Source organism: Tissierella praeacuta DSM 18095 (assembly GCF_900128955.1).
In the GTDB taxonomy this organism is placed as follows: Bacteria; Bacillota; Clostridia; order Tissierellales; family Tissierellaceae; genus Tissierella; species Tissierella praeacuta.
In genome coordinates this window covers 361786-380260 of record NZ_FQTY01000002.1, presented here as the reverse complement: position 1 = coordinate 380260, position 18475 = coordinate 361786, and the positions used below count along the sequence as shown (strand labels likewise).

21 protein-coding genes are annotated in these 18475 nt (G+C 30.4%); 2 read left to right on the top strand and 19 right to left on the bottom strand.

The window, feature by feature from the left end:
• Nucleotides 1-43: 43 nt before the first annotated feature.
• The 18 genes from BUB33_RS04475 to BUB33_RS04390 form a co-directional block, all read right to left on the bottom strand.
• Complete coding sequence (locus BUB33_RS04475) at nucleotides 44-1825, bottom strand: VirD4-like conjugal transfer protein, CD1115 family (RefSeq protein ID WP_422821944.1); 1782 nt, start codon at nucleotides 1823-1825, stop codon at nucleotides 44-46.
• A 117-nt stretch (nucleotides 1826-1942) separates the two neighbouring features.
• Entirely contained in the window at nucleotides 1943-2590 is a 648-nt protein-coding gene (locus tag BUB33_RS16280) for a dihydrofolate reductase family protein (RefSeq protein WP_072973572.1), read from the bottom strand.
• A 218-nt stretch (nucleotides 2591-2808) separates the two neighbouring features.
• Nucleotides 2809-3294, bottom strand: coding sequence for a PcfB family protein (locus tag BUB33_RS04465; protein WP_062624934.1), 486 nt, complete (start codon nucleotides 3292-3294; stop codon nucleotides 2809-2811).
• 15 nt (nucleotides 3295-3309) lie between these two features.
• Complete coding sequence (locus tag BUB33_RS04460) at nucleotides 3310-4161, bottom strand: ATP-binding protein (protein ID WP_072973569.1); 852 nt, start codon at nucleotides 4159-4161, stop codon at nucleotides 3310-3312.
• A gap of 99 nt (nucleotides 4162-4260) precedes the next feature.
• Entirely contained in the window at nucleotides 4261-5244 is a 984-nt protein-coding gene (locus BUB33_RS04455; protein ID WP_072973567.1) for a replication initiator protein A, read from the bottom strand.
• A 96-nt stretch (nucleotides 5245-5340) separates the two neighbouring features.
• On the bottom strand, nucleotides 5341-5607 hold the full coding sequence (locus tag BUB33_RS16275) for a DeoR family transcriptional regulator (protein ID WP_268807662.1): 267 nt from the start codon (nucleotides 5605-5607) through the stop codon (nucleotides 5341-5343).
• A gap of 231 nt (nucleotides 5608-5838) precedes the next feature.
• On the bottom strand, nucleotides 5839-6708 hold the full coding sequence (locus tag BUB33_RS04445) for a BRO-N domain-containing protein (protein ID WP_072973565.1): 870 nt from the start codon (nucleotides 6706-6708) through the stop codon (nucleotides 5839-5841).
• Nucleotides 6709-6797: 89 nt separating this feature from the next.
• Entirely contained in the window at nucleotides 6798-7766 is a 969-nt protein-coding gene (locus BUB33_RS04440) for a ParB/RepB/Spo0J family partition protein (protein WP_072973563.1), read from the bottom strand.
• The gene (locus BUB33_RS04435; RefSeq protein WP_072973561.1) at nucleotides 7759-8532 is read right to left on the bottom strand and encodes a ParA family protein; all 774 of its coding nucleotides are present in this window, start codon (nucleotides 8530-8532) and stop codon (nucleotides 7759-7761) included. The genes BUB33_RS04440 and BUB33_RS04435 overlap by 8 nt, the downstream gene beginning before the upstream one ends.
• Before the next feature lie 143 nt (nucleotides 8533-8675).
• A complete protein-coding gene (locus BUB33_RS04430; protein ID WP_072973559.1) occupies nucleotides 8676-9437 on the bottom strand; it encodes a CRISPR-associated endonuclease Cas3'' in 762 nt (253 codons plus the stop codon).
• Nucleotides 9438-9456: 19 nt separating this feature from the next.
• The gene (gene cas5b / locus BUB33_RS04425; protein ID WP_072973558.1) at nucleotides 9457-10227 is read right to left on the bottom strand and encodes a type I-B CRISPR-associated protein Cas5b; all 771 of its coding nucleotides are present in this window, start codon (nucleotides 10225-10227) and stop codon (nucleotides 9457-9459) included.
• A complete protein-coding gene (gene cas7i, locus BUB33_RS04420; RefSeq protein WP_072973556.1) occupies nucleotides 10214-11101 on the bottom strand; it encodes a type I-B CRISPR-associated protein Cas7/Cst2/DevR in 888 nt (295 codons plus the stop codon). Before cas7i ends, cas5b begins: the two co-directional genes overlap by 14 nt.
• Nucleotides 11094-12779 (bottom strand): type I-B CRISPR-associated protein Cas8b1/Cst1, encoded by a 1686-nt coding sequence (gene cas8a1, locus BUB33_RS04415; protein ID WP_072973554.1) that lies wholly within the window; start codon nucleotides 12777-12779, stop codon nucleotides 11094-11096. The genes cas7i and cas8a1 overlap by 8 nt, the downstream gene beginning before the upstream one ends.
• Nucleotides 12780-12790: 11 nt before the next feature.
• The gene (cas6, locus tag BUB33_RS04410) at nucleotides 12791-13516 is read right to left on the bottom strand and encodes a CRISPR-associated endoribonuclease Cas6 (RefSeq protein WP_072973552.1); all 726 of its coding nucleotides are present in this window, start codon (nucleotides 13514-13516) and stop codon (nucleotides 12791-12793) included.
• 430 nt (nucleotides 13517-13946) lie between these two features.
• Entirely contained in the window at nucleotides 13947-14927 is a 981-nt protein-coding gene (locus BUB33_RS04405; RefSeq protein ID WP_072973550.1) for a helix-turn-helix transcriptional regulator, read from the bottom strand.
• 371 nt (nucleotides 14928-15298) lie between these two features.
• Nucleotides 15299-15895: a DUF3841 domain-containing protein gene (locus BUB33_RS04400; protein ID WP_072973719.1), complete on the bottom strand. Its 597-nt coding sequence runs from the start codon at nucleotides 15893-15895 to the stop codon at nucleotides 15299-15301.
• Nucleotides 15896-16024: 129 nt separating this feature from the next.
• On the bottom strand, nucleotides 16025-16231 hold the full coding sequence (locus BUB33_RS04395) for a DUF3006 domain-containing protein (protein WP_072973548.1): 207 nt from the start codon (nucleotides 16229-16231) through the stop codon (nucleotides 16025-16027).
• An 11-nt stretch (nucleotides 16232-16242) separates the two neighbouring features.
• A complete protein-coding gene (locus tag BUB33_RS04390; RefSeq protein WP_115322199.1) occupies nucleotides 16243-17112 on the bottom strand; it encodes a ComEC/Rec2 family competence protein in 870 nt (289 codons plus the stop codon).
• Nucleotides 17113-17370: 258 nt separating this feature from the next.
• On the opposite strand from BUB33_RS04390, the gene BUB33_RS04385 reads away from it, so the two are divergent.
• Both BUB33_RS04385 and BUB33_RS04380 read left to right on the top strand, forming a co-directional pair.
• Nucleotides 17371-17574, top strand: a complete 204-nt coding sequence (locus tag BUB33_RS04385; RefSeq protein WP_072973544.1) for a TOBE domain-containing protein — start codon at nucleotides 17371-17373, stop codon at nucleotides 17572-17574.
• A gap of 107 nt (nucleotides 17575-17681) precedes the next feature.
• Entirely contained in the window at nucleotides 17682-17861 is a 180-nt protein-coding gene (locus BUB33_RS04380) for a small, acid-soluble spore protein, alpha/beta type (RefSeq protein WP_072973542.1), read from the top strand.
• Nucleotides 17862-17946: 85 nt separating this feature from the next.
• Here the strand turns inward: BUB33_RS04380 and BUB33_RS04375 are convergent, their stop codons facing one another.
• Nucleotides 17947-18474, bottom strand: a complete 528-nt coding sequence (locus BUB33_RS04375) for an ATP:cob(I)alamin adenosyltransferase (RefSeq protein WP_072973540.1) — start codon at nucleotides 18472-18474, stop codon at nucleotides 17947-17949.
• Between the last annotated feature and the right edge of the window lies 1 nt (nucleotide 18475).

Below are 18475 nucleotides of genomic sequence, written 5' to 3'. Positions count from 1 at the left end.
TAATGAGCAAAAGTCTACCAGTTTTTTATCATTCAATCATTTTCTATTTTTCTAATTCAATTACTTTTACAGGCATATCCTTTTTGAGATTAACCCTATCTTTTCTTTTTAGGTATTTCTCTACATCAAAGGTGTTTTTCTTATTATAGTCAGAAAGCAGTTTATAATTTTTGTGCTTGGTAATATCAAATTTATCACTGAAAAATGGTCTAACGCCTCTCAGCTGCATAATACATTTGCCACCATCCATAACAAAGAGTTCATCTTTACTCATTAAATCTTTTCCTGTCTTTTGATAATTTAACCCATAGCTATTTTGATTACTTCTTGTTTCCGAGGTGTTATATAAATCTATGGTTTCTTTTCCCAGCGTTTCTGAGATTTCTTTTAAGGTGCTTCCTTCCTTTCCTCCAAGAAAAATGGTTGTATCACAGTTGCCGATAACGGTATCGGAATGATCCTTATAGACTGCTTTTAACTGACTTTGTGCTTGTAGGATAATGCAAGCGGAGATTTCTCTGGAACGAATGGTTGCAATGAGTTTTTCAAACTTTGGAATTTGACCGATATTGCTAAACTCATCAAGCAAACACCTTACATGAACGGGAAGTCTACCGCCATACACATCATCTGCCTTATCACAAAGTAAATTAAAAAGCTGCGTATACATCATCGCCACCACGAAGTTAAAGGTATCGTCGGTATCGGAGATAATAATAAATAGGGCTGTTTTCTTATCTCCTATAGTATCAAGCCCCATCTCATCGTATTCCATAAGACTTCTAAGTTCCTCAATATCAAAGGGAGCAAGCCTTGCACCACATGAAATAAGGATTGATTTTGCTGTTTTTCCGGCTGCAAGTTTGTATTTGCGGTATTGCTTTACTGCAAAGTGATTAGGTTTTTCTTCTTCAAGTGCATCAAAGATATAGTCAACGGCATTTTTAAAGTTTTCATCTTCTTCTCTCACTTCGCTGGCATCAATAAAAGCAAGTAAGGTTTCAAAATTTTGTTCTTCCTCCGGTGCCTCATAGTAAAGGTAGCCAATCAGTGCGGTATAATATAAGCGTTCGGCTTTCACCCAAAAATCCTCACCGGATTTTTCTCCTTCCCCCTTTGTATTGGCAATAATGGTTTGCACAAGTTTTAAAATGTCTTTTTCACTTCTTAGGTAGGCAAAGGGATTGTAGTGCATAGATTTTTTGAAATTTATGGTATTTAACACCTTAATTTCATAATCATGCTTTTCTAACATCTTTCCACATTCAATTAGGACAGTACCTTTGGGGTCTGTAACAACATAAGATGAGTGCATTTGCATCAAGTTCGGTTTTAAGAAAAATCGGGTCTTTCCACTTCCTGAGCCACCAATCACTAATACATTTTTGTTTCTTGCATACTTGGGATTTTTAGGTCTTGAGTTCATAGTCAGTCTTTCTGTATTGGTTAAAATTATATTGTTTTCAAACTTTTCATCAGCGTAAGGCTCTATGTCTTTAGGGCGTCCCCATCGGGCTGAACCGTACTCTCTGCCTTGCCTGAACTTCTTGGCATTTTTCCCTTTGGTATAGACAATGAATTTAATTAAGGTTGCTATCCCTATTCCTACAAGTATGTCCATAAGGTGTATGCTTGGGATAAAGCTCATGGTATTAAGCTCAAGCATTCCTTGAAATATCCTGTCAATCACATCTCCACCGGTATAGCTTCTCACATGATGAGAAAAAATATTTCCCGGATAAAAGAAAAAGAGATAAGGTAGATTTTGTAGTAAAAATCTTTTCTTATCTCTTATATGAAATATGCTTTTTATATCTTTTATCATATTTTGCAATATTTTCGTTTTTATCGCCTCCTCCTCTAATCAGATATTCCATTATCAATGAAAAAAGAGCAGATTTCTCTGCTCCACATTGGTTTTAACGATGTATTTTATTTTATCTTATCTGATTCTTTTATAACGTAATACTGCATCTGCACCTTCTTTCTTCACTGAAAGCAATTTTAGATTCATTTTTTTATTAAGCTTTATGCTATTTGCCTCATTTTCGCTTAATATCAAGGGCTTAATCGTAATGATATATTCATCTATTATATCTTCCTCAATAAAACCTTTTATAAACTTTGACTTCCCGATTACTATGATATGTTTTCCGTTTTCTTTGCGTATAATATCTACTAAATCTTTTTTTGCCTCATCTTCTTTAGCATCTTCTACTTGGTTTGGCAAGCTTTCTTTTGTCAGAAAGGTATCGGCTATCTCTGTATATTTTTCTTTTTCCTTTTGTAAGTCTATATCATCCACATCAATAATTATTCCATTCAAGCTGGTTGTAATTGGCAGAATAACCTTTCTAAAAAGCTTGAGTTTGCCATTATGATCAACAAGGAGCCCCTCTTTCATCAGCCTATTCTTCAGCTTTGTTTCTTTACTTAAAAAATGCTGATAAACTTCTGTGTAAGGTATCCATATATCCCGTTCTTCTATTTTGTCATATACTTTATCCAAAACTGTATACTTTTCATCTTTACATGGAAATCTGCCTGTTTCTATAATATATTCTCTACACTGAGAATAAAGCTCCTGCATAATAAATTCCTTTTGAGCGTTTTTAAGATGAGAGAATTTCTTGTTTGTCTGTAGGAGTTTCCCATTTACTTTTTTATGATTTTTTATAATAATCCCTCCTTTGCTTTTCTTAGCAGTTCAAATCCTATTAGATTCTACCTTATTTGCGAAATACTTAAACTGTATTGTATCATATTTTAACAGCAAACTTATACTATTTCTGCCCTAAAGTTATTTAACTATAACTCTACTTCTGCCTTCTTTTCTCTAATTTTATCTTTCATCGGTGCATTCTTGACTTTTTCTTTGTAATGATTTAATTGAGTCATAACTGATTCTCTTTTTTTCTCTTTTCCGGCAAATTTAGCAACAGCACTCTTAAAGGCATCTTCCATGACTTTTTCATCTTTTGCCTGAAAGAAGATAATGTTATTTCCTGTGGTAAGATCTTTTTTAATACTGAATTTGACACCACTTTTATTTAAGTTTCTTTTTAAGCCTTTAAAATCCACGTCATTGAGTTCTAAGGTTTCAACCTTCCCTTTTTGCACTAAATCCTTTACAGTCGTCGGCTTCTTTTCTTCTATAAACGCCTTTAGCGTTTTACCTTCTTTGGCTGCTGCATCCAACAGCTTTTTCATCAGGCTGATTATCATTTTCGCTGATTTTATATTTCCTTTTTTCACTATGGCAATAACTTGTCTGCTTACTTCTTCATTGATCAATAGCTTTCCTCCCCTCTATCCATTTATTAAAAACATATTTGCCTTTCTTGCCTTCTCCTTCATCTTAGCAACTCTTTTGTTTTCTCCTGAAAAAACGATGGGAATTGCCATTTCAAGTATCCTTGAATAAATTCTCTGTTCTTTTAGATTGCTTGGATTTGTAAGCTGTACCGCACTAAGATTAGTGGTCAATATTATTGGTTTATCTGCTCTATATCTGCTATCAATAACATTAAAGATATGCTCTGTTGCAAAGGGGGTGTCTCTTTCCATTCCAAAGTCATCAATTATCAGCAGCCTATAGTTATTTAAGTTTGCAATGTATTTATTTTTATTGATTTCCAGATTCATCATATCATTCAAGATAATGGCAAAGTTCGTCATCTTCACGGAAACTTCCTTTTCAATTAGAGCATTGGCTATTGCTGAAGCCAAATAGGTTTTTCCGGTTCCTACTGGTCCTGTAAGGAGTAAACCGATGTTTTCTTTCTCCATTTCTTCAAATTTTTCCACATAGTTTTGTCCGGTTTCTTTATGCTCTAAGCTGCCATCTTCTTTTTGGAATGTTTGCTCTACTAAAAGCCGGTCGTCAAAGGCTTCTTCTCTTAAATCGGCTATTCTACTTTGACGTTCAAAAGTTTCCCACTTTTCTCTTTCTTTTTTCAATTTCTTCTCCCTGCAAGTACAGTTTTTCGGCAATTTCCTTGAAATCCCATCAATAATGCTTATCTGCTGTTTAGGGGTATGGCATAAACCGCAATAAATAAGTCCGTCTTTTTCACCTATATAATCTCTATTTTCTTCGTTTAAGCTGTCTTTTTCCATTCTTTCAAATACTTTAGTTAAAATATTTCTTGTGCTTTCCATGTCTCTTCTCCATTTCTTTTTTATCTTTTAATTGCAATGGTTTAAATGGTTTAATTTCTCACACTGCTTATTATTCCCATTACCTTTTATTTTATACATTTAAGTTGTATTCAAGAAGTCCTGCCATATCTGCCAATCCTTGCTGTAATCGGTTGTACCTGATTTTGTAGATGCTGATGTTGTTATTCCTAAAATATTAACCGGTGCATTGTAAAGCAAAGAAAGAAGATAGGCTCTTAAGTTTATTATCTTTTGCTTATTTTCCCTAAGAACTGATAGGACATATTTAATATGTTCTTTTTGTAGTGATAAAAGTTGTTCTCTCAATGTTTTATAAGCTGTCCTGCTTTGATTGATTCTTATATCTGTCTTGTTTTGGATTGCTTCTGTCATGAGATTTATCATAAGGTCAATCTTTTCTTTTTCTTTCGGTTGTTCTTCTATTAGAGCTGGATAGTCTATTTGATGTTTAAGTATTTTTTCTATCTCCTCCATCTCCATAGCCCTATCTTTTGAGGGGGATATGGGGGTGGTGTTATTATACTCAGTATTACTATATTCAGTTTTATTATAATTAGTCTTATTACATTGTGATTTTAACAATTCTTGTTTTGTGAAAATCACATTTCCTGAATTGTGATTTTCATCATTCTGGTTTTGTGATTGTAATAATTCCTGATTTGTGATTTCTTCTTGCACATCAGTTTGTTCCTTTGTTTCTTGGATAATAAAATTTTTCACATACAGTATGTTGGGTTTTCCTAGTCCGAGCCTCTTCTTCTCAACAAGTCCTATCCCTTTTTTATCATCCAATTCCTGAAGGATTTTTGTTGCTTTCTGTGTGGCACAACACATGATGTTTGCAATTTCTTCTATGGTAAAGATGATATATACCTTGTTTTCTTCATCGATCCAGTTATTTTTCATAGATAAACTCATTCGGTCAAGCAAGATGCCATACAGCACTTTAGCATCGCTACTTAAGTCTTTAAATGCTTCATCCGTAAATAATAATTTTGGAATACGAAAAAAGGAGAATTGTTCCGCTTCTTTTCCGTAATAGTAGTTGAATTTAATATTCATACGCTCTACCTCCTATGTTTTAAGCATAAAAAAAGAGATAGCTGTTTTTCTTTACTATCTCTTCCATATTTTTTATTATTCATTTATTTTACTGTGTTATTGTATAACCATCCAGCTTCCATCGGTTAAACTTCCTTGTCTATAAATCTTATTTTCCTTTTTCAATTTTTCTATATCTCTTTTTATTGTCTTATCAGATACATTAAATTTATTGCTCAACTCCATAATAGTAACTTTTGGATTGTTTTCCATTTCTTCTATGACAAGTATTTGTCTATCTTTAGCGAGCAATTTCTTAGGGACATTCTTTAGGACATCATTGGGGACATTATTAACATAATTTCTGTTATATAATGTTAGAATTACCCCATTATCCGATGTTTTATATTCCGGTTTTTTATCATTCTTTAAATATTCGCCTAACTCCTGATGCGTAGTTCTCTATAAAGTCGGCTTTATATTACTTGTTATTTTCCATTTAATTCTTCTTTCTTAAAGATGTTTTTTCTAAAATGTTTATTGAATCTTTCCTTCAAATAGCTGTTTTTCTTTGCTATCTCTGTGATGAACGAATATTTTATATTCTATTTTTGTCTATTTTCCATTATCAGTATCATCTTGTTTTTTACTTAGTGGCTCTTTTACAACATCTTCAATCAGTTTTGATAAATCTACAGCATTCTTTGATGTAATAACAGGCTTTCCTGTTTTCTGTTCTATTTCTTTTCTGGCATTTCCTGCTACACTTCCTCCCTCTTTAGCAACTTTTTTATTTTCTTCCAAGCCTTGTGGATTGGTTGTTTTGGTAAGTTCTGTTGTAGTTGCTTCTGCAAGCATGTTCAGCACAATTTCAAGAGTTGTCATATTATCTCTTAAGTTTTCCTTTTTTAAGCCTTTTAGATCTTTGTATTTTCTTGTCGTCATTCCTGACCATGCTTTGGTAATCTCGTCAGTAAGAATTGCGTATTCAATTCCTTTCTCTATGCCATGATCATCCCAAGCATCTGTCAATTCCTTTCTAACTTGAATGGCTTGTAATCTTTGATTTATCCACTCACGTGTATACCCTTTCTTCAAATAGGTTTCTAAAGCTCTGTCAATGGTCAGTTCCGGATCAATGATTTCATCAATCCGCTCTTTCCCTACTTCTGCCAACCATAATTTGAACGGTTCTGCTTTGGGAGATGGTATGGACTGGATAATACGGAATATTCCTTGCATATCTGCTACATCAGTTAGACGCATTTTCCCATCTGCTGCTTTCATTTTCAAACCGTTACAATTTGTAACGGTTTCATTTCCTTCCTCTTTTAATCTCTTTTTAAGCACTCTCCAGTACACTTGAGGATTTTCACTTTCTGTGAGTACTCCTACTACATCTACTATTGAAAAATACCATTCTTCTTTTTCTTCATCCCAAGCAGAGCGTATCTCTTTATTTTCATATAACTTTATTTCATTCATCTATGCCACCTCTTTGCTTTATCTATATTTTCTGTTGATATTTTTTCCTTACTGTTATTATACTCTAAAATACAACTTTTTATATACTATTAAGCACCTTCTTTTTCTCTAAAATACATCTCTAAAGCCTTTTCTATAATTTCTCCTACTGCTTCTTTGCTTTCATCCTGAAAGAATTTTTTGTAGGCACTTTGAGATAGTTTAATATTCTGATATTCTTTTATCTTTGGCTTTTTTAAGTTCAACAAATATGATGTAATCATCTCTTGACTTAGTTCTTCTTGTCTGTTCATTAAATGAAGTGTTTTAGCATCGCTTGGCTTTAAGCACAGCTCCAGTTCTTCACATTGACTATATAAATAATCTTGTATCTCTATAGAAAGATAGGATATGTCAACTGCCATCGTCAGTCCGATTTCATCATTATCTATGGCTTGTTTCCAAATATCCGTTAAATTATTTAACCTTAAATATCTTGCAATGGATGCTCCGGATAAATTGTATTCCTTACCTATATTTTTTCTGCTGTCTGTTTTATCTTCCGTTTTGTTTTCCCTTTCTATAATACCCTGTTCTAAATTGTTTATCTCTTTTTGTAAATCGTTTCGCTTTCCTTGACTTGCTATTTTTTCATATCTCATTTTAAGGACAAGTGCTTTTTCTGTTGGCAGCAAGTCGGAAAAGGAACGCTGCATAAGATTGGTTTCTATGACATAGGTATAAACTTGCTCCTCCGTTAGATTTTCTTTAACAATACAAGGAACAGTTTTTAACTTGGCAAGCTTTGCTGCATTAACTCTGTTATGCCCGGAAAGTATTTTATAAGTTCCGGTTTCTTTTTTCAAAACAATAACCGGATTTAATATCCCATTTTCCTTGATACTTTCAACCATATCTTCCAGTCTTTTCCCTGTATAAAGGGTAAATGGATGATCATGATAATTTTCAAGTAAATCTGTTTCTATATCCTGTACATTCCCCTGTTCTATATTATCTACATCACCCATCAGAAAATCCACTGCATCACAAATTTCTCTTTTTTTCAGTTTCTTATTCATAGCAAATCTCCTTTGCCAAATGGTCGTATGCAAGGTCTACACTGCTTCCTTTTGCATACTTTTTAATGCTTTGTCCGCTATATATGGCTTCTCCTACTTTTACAGTCTTCGGTATTTTGTTTTGAAAAACCTTTATTTTCCCTTGATACATTTCTTCCACCTGTTCAGTAAGAAGTTTTGAAAGATTTGTCCTGCTATCGCACATGGTAAGCAAAATACCTTTTACTGATAACTTAGGATTGACTCTTTTTTTGATTTTTTGAATAGTTTTTAAAAGTTCGCTAATTCCTACAATGGCAAACAGTTGTGTATCGGCTGTAATAAGCACACTGTCTGCTGCACAAAGGGCATTAATGGTTAAAATATTAAGTGATGGTGAGGTGTCTATAAGGATACAATCATAATGCTCCCTTACCAGTTCAATAATTTCTGATAATATTCTTTCACTCCCCGTTTCCGACCTCATTTGTGTTTCTGTAACTGACAGGTAAATGCTTGAGGGTATAATGTCTATTTCATCATAAGATATGACATAATCCTCTACCGAATAACTTTCTTCTTCCAGTTCTGCCATTAACAAATGACCTATGGTTTTTATATTTTCCAGATTTTCTACATCAAAACACCTTGTAAGATTGGCTTGAGGATCAAGATCTATGACTAATACTTTTTTACCGAGTTCTTTCAATGAGTAGGCAAGATTTAAAGCGGTAGTCGTTTTTCCAACCCCTCCTTTTCGATTGGCTATAGTAATAACTTCTGCCATAAGTACCTCCTTCTTCTCCATACAGAGATTTTATTTATACTATACTTTTAGATATATTTCGGTATAAAAAAATGATGACAGTCTATCCATCATCAAAGTTTAAAAGTTTTGTGGAAGCCTTTAACCCTTGATTTTGCTTGGATTTATTGTACTGTCATCATTATATCATTAGCACCTGTTTGAGCTACTATTATAAGATTATTATCTCTATTTTCTATCATGTATTTCTGGAGTTCATTCCACTCAGCATTAGGATTTTTTATTTTAAATTTTTCCAATAAATTTTCTTCTAGATTTTGTAATAGAAAGTTATTTTCCTTTTCAACATCAATACCACCACTAGCTGCATAATCTATTCTATTAAGTAAACCTTTTATCATTATATACCTAAAGAAAAGATTTTCTTCCTCATTGCCATTTTCGTCATCCTCTTCATAAATTCTATTCATAGAAAAATATTTTGCACTTAACCTTTTTACAACTATCTTATCTAATCTCTCATAATTAAAACTGCTCGCCTCTTCCTTTATTAACTCTACTTCTTTTTTTAGCATTTCTTTATCAAAGTTAAAATCTCTTTCATGATGATATGCTATTGCTTGTGCAAGTAGTTTTATTCTTTCTTTTGAATATCCTTTTTCCCCCAATTCTTTTGCATTTAAAAAAGCTAAGCTTAATATCCCATGAGGAATTTCATCACTATGCCTTCTTATACCTTCTATCTTATCTTGAAATTTTCTATTCATCTTTCCTAAATCATGATATAAACATGATAAGTATAATATATCCCAATCTACATTGAGATTAGGATATATTTTTTTAAACAACTCATAATTCTCTATTAATTTTTCAGTATGTCCTATAATGGTTTCTCTAGGATTTGATTTAGCCAAATAATTATTCATATTCCAATACACCTCTAGACTATGCATTTAACACAATATTATTATCTATATCTTTTAACACAAGTTCATCCTGAATAGCTGTTATATGGGAAGAATATAGTACATCTACCTTATTCCATACCCTAAATATTTTTGGTGAATTAGCTGTACCATAGTTTTCTGAAAGAACATAATTCTTGGCAATCTTATATCTTGTTCCTCTATTCTTTATTCCATCACCACTACCATCTACTACAATTGATTCATCCATTATCATGTTTAGTGGAATATAAGCAGTATATTCTTCACTTAATTCAATATCTTCTTCTAATTCCTCTTCAAAAATATCCACTACCTTAACTTCTTTAATAGTTACAATATCTTCTCTCCTACCTAGAGAAGGATATTCTCTAGGATAAAGAAAAGCTTTTTCTATTTCTTCTAATAAACTTTGATCCCGCGGAATTATATGAATCAATAGTTCTACATCAACTAAAAGCTCTACTGTAGAAATACCTCTACTTACACCAAATTCCCCTACCTGTAATTGATGCCTCGTCGAGTCAAACTTCATACCATTTTTAAATTCATATCTAGTATATAAATCATTTACCTTAGAATGATATTTTCCCTGGATACTAACGTCCATTTCCTTATATTCCTTGTAATCGCAAAGGCTATGAACCATTCCTATTACTGTTGAATATGGTGGTAGTGGATAAGTTTCCTTGAGTTGAAAACTAGTTGGTTTCTTATAATTCACCATGTTCTGATATAATTTTAGCCTAACTGCCTTTTTATTTTCCTTCATAATAGTCTTTCACCTTACTTTTTAGCCCATTAAAAAATTCAGGCATAGTTAATGCATTTAATTTTTCTCTTATTTCATTGTCATTATTAAACTTACCTTCAATTAATCCACAGCTTGTATCTTCTTTTATTGAATCAAACATAACTCCTTGGATTTGTTTAACTACTAACCTATTATCCTTTACATCTAAAACATTTTCAAATATAGGATTTTTTATATCGTAAATTCCGCCTATAGCGAACAAAGGTTTTAAATCTTCTCTTCTACCTCTAATATCCCTATATAGGAAAGCAATTGTATCTAATAGTTTATTAACCCTTCTTATTTTCTCCTCATCATCAAGTTCAATAGAATATACTTCATCTATTCCTATTTGATCTAAATCCATCACTACTGTATATCTATAATATGATCTATGAATTTCAGATTGAGCTATATTCATATTTTCATCTATTCTATCTGCCAAACCTTTATTTGTTAGAAAATCTAAATCACCTTTAAAAGTCTCTAAAGATATAGCATTGGATAGTCTTACTTTTGCACTTCTCTTTTTTCCACCTGAAACTGTACCTTTTGATGTCTTTAAATATCCAAAGAAATCAATTTCTGGATAATCTGCTATGGTCGCTTCTTCTGCAAATTGAATAACCTTTTTATCTCCACTGCCTTCTGCTTTTACTGTTGCTAAATTCTCTCCTATCTGTTCCGATATATTATATCTAATTGCTTGCCTTGAGATATAAGTATATTGCTCTCCTTTATCTCTAGTCAGTTTTTTCAAAGATGCTACATTCCCTACTCCCTCACCATAGTTTGCACTTTCTGCCTCAAATATCATTGAAATAGCCAATCCCTTTGGTTTCAAGTTATTCATTATCTTTTCCCCCATTCTCATTATCATTATTATTCTCTTTCTTTCCTTCTATAAGCCCTGCTACAAATGCATATCCAATAGTTTTAAACCTCTCTTCATTTTTTAAAGCATCTAGAAATATTTCAGGTACTGATGATTTTACATACAAGTAACAATTTAATAATGTATCCATGAAGCTATCAACATTATTTGTCTTTAGAGAATTTAATAGTCTATATGATATACCACTAAGTTTATCTATGGCACCCTTACTTCTATATTTTTCTCTTAATTTTTTCCCCTCATCATTTCCATCTCTAACTATGTCCTTATATACTCCTTTCATACACCCTACCCCCTTTAAAAATCTTGTATTAATCCTTAAAATTCTAATCACATGAAATGAATTATAATGTGAATCCTTCGGCTTCGATAATTTATAATGAAGCATCTTTTGAACTAATGTAAACATATTTTGACTATTCAACAATCTATCTATGACTAATTCATAAACATTAAAATAAGTATTGATTTCTTTAAATCCACAATTAATCAATTTATTTAAATCATCTTCTGAGGCTTTAATAATTTCTAAGGATTTTCTAGAAAGTATATTAAATCTATATTTCTCATCCTCATACCTAATTAGTTGGATATCCGCTAACTCATATTTTATTTTATCGTTATATTCTTCATTTATTGATTCTACTAATGCTTTATAGGTTAACTTCTTGTCATCTCTATTTTGTTTGTAAATTTCCATATATATTTTATTGTTTATATCTATAGCATTTCTCATACTTGAGTTATCATTTATATATATTCCTTTATCATAAAGATAAGAAATTCCTGCTGGTACACATGAATATACTAGTTTACAAATAGGGCAAACAGCAATATCATTTTGAAACTCCCATACATGAGATGATTTTCTGCTTACATCAAATCCTGTAGAATTTAGAAAACTAAGATCATTTGAAAAATCCTTCATACTTTTATCACAAGAAAAGCAATTATACTTAAATTTAGACTTATCTATATTTAAATACTCTATTGCAGGTTCAATGAAATAGTTCTTGTAATCTATATACATATCCTTCTCTTTTGTCTGAGGATTCAAGAAACAAACTCCATTCCAACCATTCTTTATTATGGTATACATGGCATTTTTTGCACCAATATATTTTTGTGATTTCTCCAGCTTCATATATTCAATTATTTCTTTTAATATAGTAAACCTATCTTTTATTTCTGGTAATATCTCACTTATCTCTTGTTTTTTCTTTAATTTTATAGTTTTCAAACTCTTCTCTAGTTCTAAAACATCTACAGGAGAATCTATTAGTTCATAAGCAGATTTATAGCTATTACTTTTTATTTGTTTCTTGACAACATCAGATATATATTTATTCATAGATTCAAGTTTCTTTCCATCAAATTCTTCAAAATTATTTTCTTCCTGCTTGTCTATAAATTCTTCAAAGGAAAGTATTTTATTTAATGAAAATATGTCTTTATATTTGTCTGTAAAATACTTAAAATATTTTTCTTCAAATCTTATCAAATTCTCCAACTCAAACTCTATATAATTTTTATCTATTTTAACATTATCTTCTGCGTGTTCTAGTATATTGTAAAATCCTACTAATCCACTATTGTAAAGCCAATCTTCCATATATAATCGTATCTTTTCTCCCACTCTATCACCCCCTACACTAAATCTAACATCCCAAATCCTCCACTTTTTCTAGCCCCTATACCCGATTTGTAAATATAGTCTAAAATATATGGCTTAGCTTGCACCTTTATCCTACATATATTTGATAACACTTCTATTCCATAATGTTTTACTTTAACCTCTTTATTACTTAACAACTGAAAATCTACTTCTTCAATATCCAATCTTCTCTCTTCACCAAAGTTATCTAATAGCTGATATCTAAGATTTTCTATAAATATTTCTTTCCCTCTTTCTTCACTCAACGAATAATACCAGGTTTTATTATTATCACCTTTATGTTCTCTAACAACTACTGGGGACCTAGAAGAGTAGACAGCATAATCATTAGTTATTGGCTTTTCTTTATTCATATTTATATTACGTACTATTATAGAGTTACCTTTAATATCATAGGATTTTCCTCTATTTGCTAATATTGCATTATAGAAGAAAATGCCATCCTTCATATCAGCTGTTGAAAAATTCAAGATTATCTTTTTCTCAGGAATAATTATCTCTTCTCTAGTAAATTTGCAATTTGGCATATACACTGAGAAGGTAAAATTCTTTCTTTTATTTTCCTCCTCTTCATATAGTGATTGATAGTAGTCTTTATCATAGGACTCGTAAATATGTTTTAGAAAGGAAAGGATTATTCTGTTTTTATCTTTTGGTATATTTTCATTGGATAAAGCTAACTCAACATTGTATCTCATATTTCCACCTCCCAATATATTTTAGTTTCTATAAAGCTGCAATCTAAGTACAGCTTTATAGAATTGTTAAATTTAAGTGATAATATTTATTAAAGAGATAAGCCTATATACAGTGAAATGGTTACCTTGCGTATCAGTGTAAACAACAATAAGAAATACATGATTTCACCTCCACTATTCTAAGTTCATTACACTTATTATCTCTTAGAATTTAAATACTATTCACCAATTATATTTATCTTCTTATATTCCATATTTTTTAGATAAAATTCTAATTATATTATTATGTTTTTAGGAAATACTTACTAATAATCATGAAATAGAACCAGCTTATGGAATGTAAAAATTATATTTATATTCTTCTTATTTTAATAGAACTACATTAGAAAACTTCTTCTTACTAATGAATGATTTTCTTACATTAATAATATCATTCATTGGTGCAATCATTAATCCCCAATTCATATATTCTTTGTAATTTTCTCATTTCTTCTATTACGTCTTTCTTAAGTTTGTCTGGGGCTAACACTTCAGCCTTACTTCCCATGCCTAAAACCCATGTTTTAACTTCTTCATATCCCTTTAGATTTGCTTCAAAGATTATATTTTCTTCATCTATTTCAGTTATTTTTTGATTCAATGAATATTGTTTCTCTTTAACCAACTGACTCATAGGATATGATATTTTTAGTTTCAAATAAAAAATATCATCATCAATTATTCCAAATGATTTTCTCATTATACTTTTAATATCATATTCAATATTTATGGCAAACTTCTGTTGCAATACTTCTATATTTTCTATCCTAGAAATTTTAAAATATCGAACTTCTTTTCTCATCTCACAATAACCAAAGAAATATATAGCACCATCATGATCAAAAGTTCCATAGGGGTGCACTATTCGGATATCACTTTTCTTCTTTCTTGTATCTTGTCGCAATGATTTGTATAATAACTCAATCTTTCTTTTATTAATTATTGCTTTACTAATTGTTTTCCATATATCTTTTTCTCTTTCTCTCATATATAGTGGTTTTAAATTATCCTTACTAAAATAATTAATATGCTCAAAATCCTTTTCTAAATTTAATATTTTATTAGCCAAGGTTTCAAAATTTAATGCAAAAATATGATTTCCACTTTTAATAGTTTCTCTAGCCATCTTTAATGCTTCTAGCTCCTCTTTTTTAAACCCTATACCTTTTAAATCTATTTTATTTTCTAAATAATATCCACCATACCTTCCACTTTTTGTTCCTATATAAATACCTGCTTTTTCAAAATCCTTTCTATATTCCTTAACCATTCTGGGACTTACTTCAAGTATCTCTGCAAGTTCTTCAACCTTCATCAATCTTCTTCCTTGTAAAAGCATGTACATATTTAATGCATTTGATAACCTTGACACAATCATTCCTCCCCCCGTTTATAACTTATACCAATTAATATATTCTACATTCAATGTAAAGATTCCTTCTTTCTTTGATAAATATCTACATAATCTTCTGTCAATTTTCGACAATTTATATATAATATTAAAAACCTTATTACTAATATGTTAAAAAATATAACTAGGGAATAAGTATAGAGTACCCTATGCAAATCATAATCTCTTAAACTCTTAAAAAACTTACTAAGAATTAAAATATATCCTAATATGGTAACTAATAATAAAAGTACATAGTCCAAACTATGTACTTTTATTTGAATCTTTATTCAAAAATATCTTAACTTTTTAGTACTAAATATTTATATAATTCTAATTTGCAGAAATTTATCTTACCCTTTCCAATACAATATATCACTAATCATATCTTTTCTTATGTCCCATATATTAGCCTGAACATTAAATATATTCCACTCATCAATCTCAAATACCCTCATCCAACTATCCATTATCCTTTTCTTTTCCAAAGGATAAAAACTTGAATATTTTCCATCTATGAAGGAAAATAAATCTTTAAATCCTTTTCTCTCCATATCTGCCATATAAACCTTTTCATCTTCAATATCTTTAGGAATATATAAATGGTTTAATACATAATCCCATTTCCTGCCATCAAAATATATAACTTCACTTTCCTCTACTTCTAATACATATACTACTGTATCTTCTATTGGTTTTAGCATGTTTTCTTCGCTAATTGAGCACCACACTGGAAATTCTACATCATCTGGTTTAGTAATTATTTTACTTGCCTTATTTACAAACCATTCATAAAGCTTTATATAATGTTCTGCTATATCTTCAAATTGCTGTTCTATATATTTTCTTTCAACCTTATATCTTCCTTTTTCCTTTATTTCATCTAAACTTTTTATATTCTGTCTAGTCCAAAGAGTCACTTTCTTAGAATCCCTTTCCGAATTTACCATTATTTTACACCTCCCCAGATAAATTATATATACCCTATTTGCCATAAAAAATACTCCTCCTTGTAGTTACAGTTTCTATTGTTTTACCTGTCTACTACAAGAGGAGCATATCAATCATAGGTGTTTTTCTTAATCTTCTTCACAAAATAAACTTTCAAATTTTTCTTGAATTCTTTTCTTTCTATCCTGGGTTTCTTTTTCATCTACGGAAATAATTATAATATCTCCTTCCTTTGCCTCCATGGGTAATATTACCTTTGGAATTTCAATTATCTCCCTGTTCTCCAATTCTACTATGGCAAGTTCACCTTCAAACCTATCAATAGTAAACCTCATTTAATCCACCTCTAATCATTAAATTTTATTGTATCTCCATCGCTAATCACTATAATATCTCCCTGTAAATCTGTTCTATAAATTTCTATACCTTTATCATTTAATCTCTCTAATATTTCTTTATGTGGATGTCCATAGCTATTATCCTTGCCAGCAGAAATAACTGCAAATTTTGGATCAACAGCATCTAAAAATGTTTCAGAAGTAGAAGTTATACTTCCATGATGACCTACATTTAAAACATCTGATTTCAATCTTCCTTTATTATTTTTTAATATTTCCTTTTCAGATAATTCCTCAGCATCTCCTGTAAATAAAAAAGAATTCTTCCCATTTACAAGTTTTATAACAACTGAATAATCATTTAAACTTTTATACTTTTCTTGATTAGGAGCAAGAATTGTAAACACTGCACCATTTAACTCATAGCTATTTCCTACCTTAGCCTTAGTAATAGATAATCCCTTATTTTTAATACTATCTAAAACATCTTCAAATGTTTTAGTATTTGTTACTGCATTTGGCATAATAATCTTCTCAACTTCAAAAGTATCAATTACATCATCTAAACCCCCTATATGATCTGCATGGGGATGAGTTCCTATAACATATTTAAGTTTATTGATATTTTGTTTTTTAATATAGTCTACAACCAATTCTCCATCTGAATTATTTCCAGCATCTATTAACATGGATTCATTTCCCTTTTTTACTAAAATAGATTCTGCTTGTCCTACATCTATAAAATGAACTTCCAGATTATCACCACTAACATCTAAATCAGATGTTACAATAGCTTCTAAAAAATCTTCACAAGCTGTTACTAAAAAAATCATAGATACCATCAATATTGCAACTAAAAACTTTTTAATATTCTTCATACCTTGCCTCCATTTCATTAAGAACCCTGTTGATAAATTACATTGTCTAGATTATATGCTCTATGATTATCATATTATAAATACTTGTTTTATACAATAAAAAATTATCTTCATAGGTTAATCAAATAAAACCTGCCAATATAAACCTTCTAACTATTTTATTTTAGTTATAAAATATATCCTTTACAAAAACTTTTAAATCTTCAATACTTGGGTATAACAATTATAATTATTATATGTTAAAAGAGGAGGATAAATATGCAGCTATCGGCAAGAAATCAACTTAAAGGTTTTATAAAAAATATTAAAAAGGGACCTGTATCAACAGAAGTTATAATAGATGTTAATGGATTAGAGGTTGTATCTAGTATTACAACAGGTTCAGCGGAGTCTTTGAATCTTAAAGTAGGTGATGAAGCAATTGCCATAATTAAAGCAAGTAATGTAATGATAGGTATATAAATACTATAATTAAATTTGTACTTACAAATTTAATTCTTTCATTAAATTACCTAGTATTAAATTTATCTCAATGAGCAAACTAAAGATAAATAATAAGAGGTGATTTTATGACAAGACTATCAGATCCAAATGCTAGCAAAGCTTTAGATCAAATGAAAGCAGAAATAGCAAACGAATTGGATGCTAATTTAACCCATAAAGAGAAGTTAGATGGAACTATGACTGCCAATCTAGTTGAAAGGGCAGAAAGAAAAATTACTGATAAAAATAACTTTAATCCAAGTTAGGCATAAAAAGGCTCTTTTCTACCAATCAAGAAAAGAGCCTTTTTATACTTTCTTCATGTACATCCTTTGAAGTACTTAAAACATACTATTTGTAGTTTCTACTAACATATTCTATTTCTTCCACTCCATTTAATTCATTAAGTTTAAGAGCTAAATTGAAAAAATACCCTGATAATAAATTAGTAAAATCAAACAGAATATTTGGAACTTCATTTCCACCATAATAATATCTATATAACATTCTTACAACTGCCTTAAACTTTGTCCTTAGAATATGTGCATGAGCTGCAGATTCACATCCTTGAGTAAGTACAAATCTATTGCATCTTTTTTTGACATCATTATATAGTGTATTTGTTCTCTCTTCTAACCATTTAAGCTCATCTTCTGTAACAGATACAAAAGTACGAAGAGATGGATTAATGTGATATACTAATTCACAAATAAGCAATAATTCATCTTTAATATTTTCATCCTCTATTAATGACCTTAAAAGTCCTATATGACTTGCTATTTCATCAGTAAGTATTTCAAAATCACATTTTAAATCATCTGGCTCATCACTTAAAAAAGGGTATGCTTCATACTTACTCCTATATACCTTGCTTTCCATA

What these genes read in the sequence shown, in the direction of transcription:
- BUB33_RS04475 (WP_422821944.1), bottom strand. Translation starts at nt 1,825, where the DNA reads ATGATAAAAGATATAAAAAGCATATTTCATATAAGAGATAAGAAAAGA.
- BUB33_RS16280 (WP_072973572.1), bottom strand. Translation starts at nt 2,590, where the DNA reads ATGCAGGAGCTTTATTCTCAGTGTAGAGAATATATTATAGAAACAGGC.
- BUB33_RS04460 (WP_072973569.1), bottom strand. Translation starts at nt 4,161, where the DNA reads ATGGAAAGCACAAGAAATATTTTAACTAAAGTATTTGAAAGAATGGAA.
- BUB33_RS04455 (WP_072973567.1), bottom strand. Translation starts at nt 5,244, where the DNA reads ATGAATATTAAATTCAACTACTATTACGGAAAAGAAGCGGAACAATTC.
- BUB33_RS04445 (WP_072973565.1), bottom strand. Translation starts at nt 6,708, where the DNA reads ATGAATGAAATAAAGTTATATGAAAATAAAGAGATACGCTCTGCTTGG.
- BUB33_RS04440 (WP_072973563.1), bottom strand. Translation starts at nt 7,766, where the DNA reads ATGAATAAGAAACTGAAAAAAAGAGAAATTTGTGATGCAGTGGATTTT.
- BUB33_RS04435 (WP_072973561.1), bottom strand. Translation starts at nt 8,532, where the DNA reads ATGGCAGAAGTTATTACTATAGCCAATCGAAAAGGAGGGGTTGGAAAA.
- BUB33_RS04430 (WP_072973559.1), bottom strand. Translation starts at nt 9,437, where the DNA reads ATGAATAATTATTTGGCTAAATCAAATCCTAGAGAAACCATTATAGGA.
- cas5b (WP_072973558.1), bottom strand. Translation starts at nt 10,227, where the DNA reads ATGAAGGAAAATAAAAAGGCAGTTAGGCTAAAATTATATCAGAACATG.
- cas7i (WP_072973556.1), bottom strand. Translation starts at nt 11,101, where the DNA reads ATGAATAACTTGAAACCAAAGGGATTGGCTATTTCAATGATATTTGAG.
- cas6 (WP_072973552.1), bottom strand. Translation starts at nt 13,516, where the DNA reads ATGAGATACAATGTTGAGTTAGCTTTATCCAATGAAAATATACCAAAA.
- BUB33_RS04400 (WP_072973719.1), bottom strand. Translation starts at nt 15,895, where the DNA reads ATGGTAAATTCGGAAAGGGATTCTAAGAAAGTGACTCTTTGGACTAGA.
- BUB33_RS04395 (WP_072973548.1), bottom strand. Translation starts at nt 16,231, where the DNA reads ATGAGGTTTACTATTGATAGGTTTGAAGGTGAACTTGCCATAGTAGAA.
- BUB33_RS04390 (WP_115322199.1), bottom strand. Translation starts at nt 17,112, where the DNA reads ATGAAGAATATTAAAAAGTTTTTAGTTGCAATATTGATGGTATCTATG.
- BUB33_RS04385 (WP_072973544.1), top strand. Translation starts at nt 17,371, where the DNA reads ATGCAGCTATCGGCAAGAAATCAACTTAAAGGTTTTATAAAAAATATT.
- BUB33_RS04380 (WP_072973542.1), top strand. Translation starts at nt 17,682, where the DNA reads ATGACAAGACTATCAGATCCAAATGCTAGCAAAGCTTTAGATCAAATG.
- BUB33_RS04375 (WP_072973540.1), bottom strand. Translation starts at nt 18,474, where the DNA reads ATGGAAAGCAAGGTATATAGGAGTAAGTATGAAGCATACCCTTTTTTA.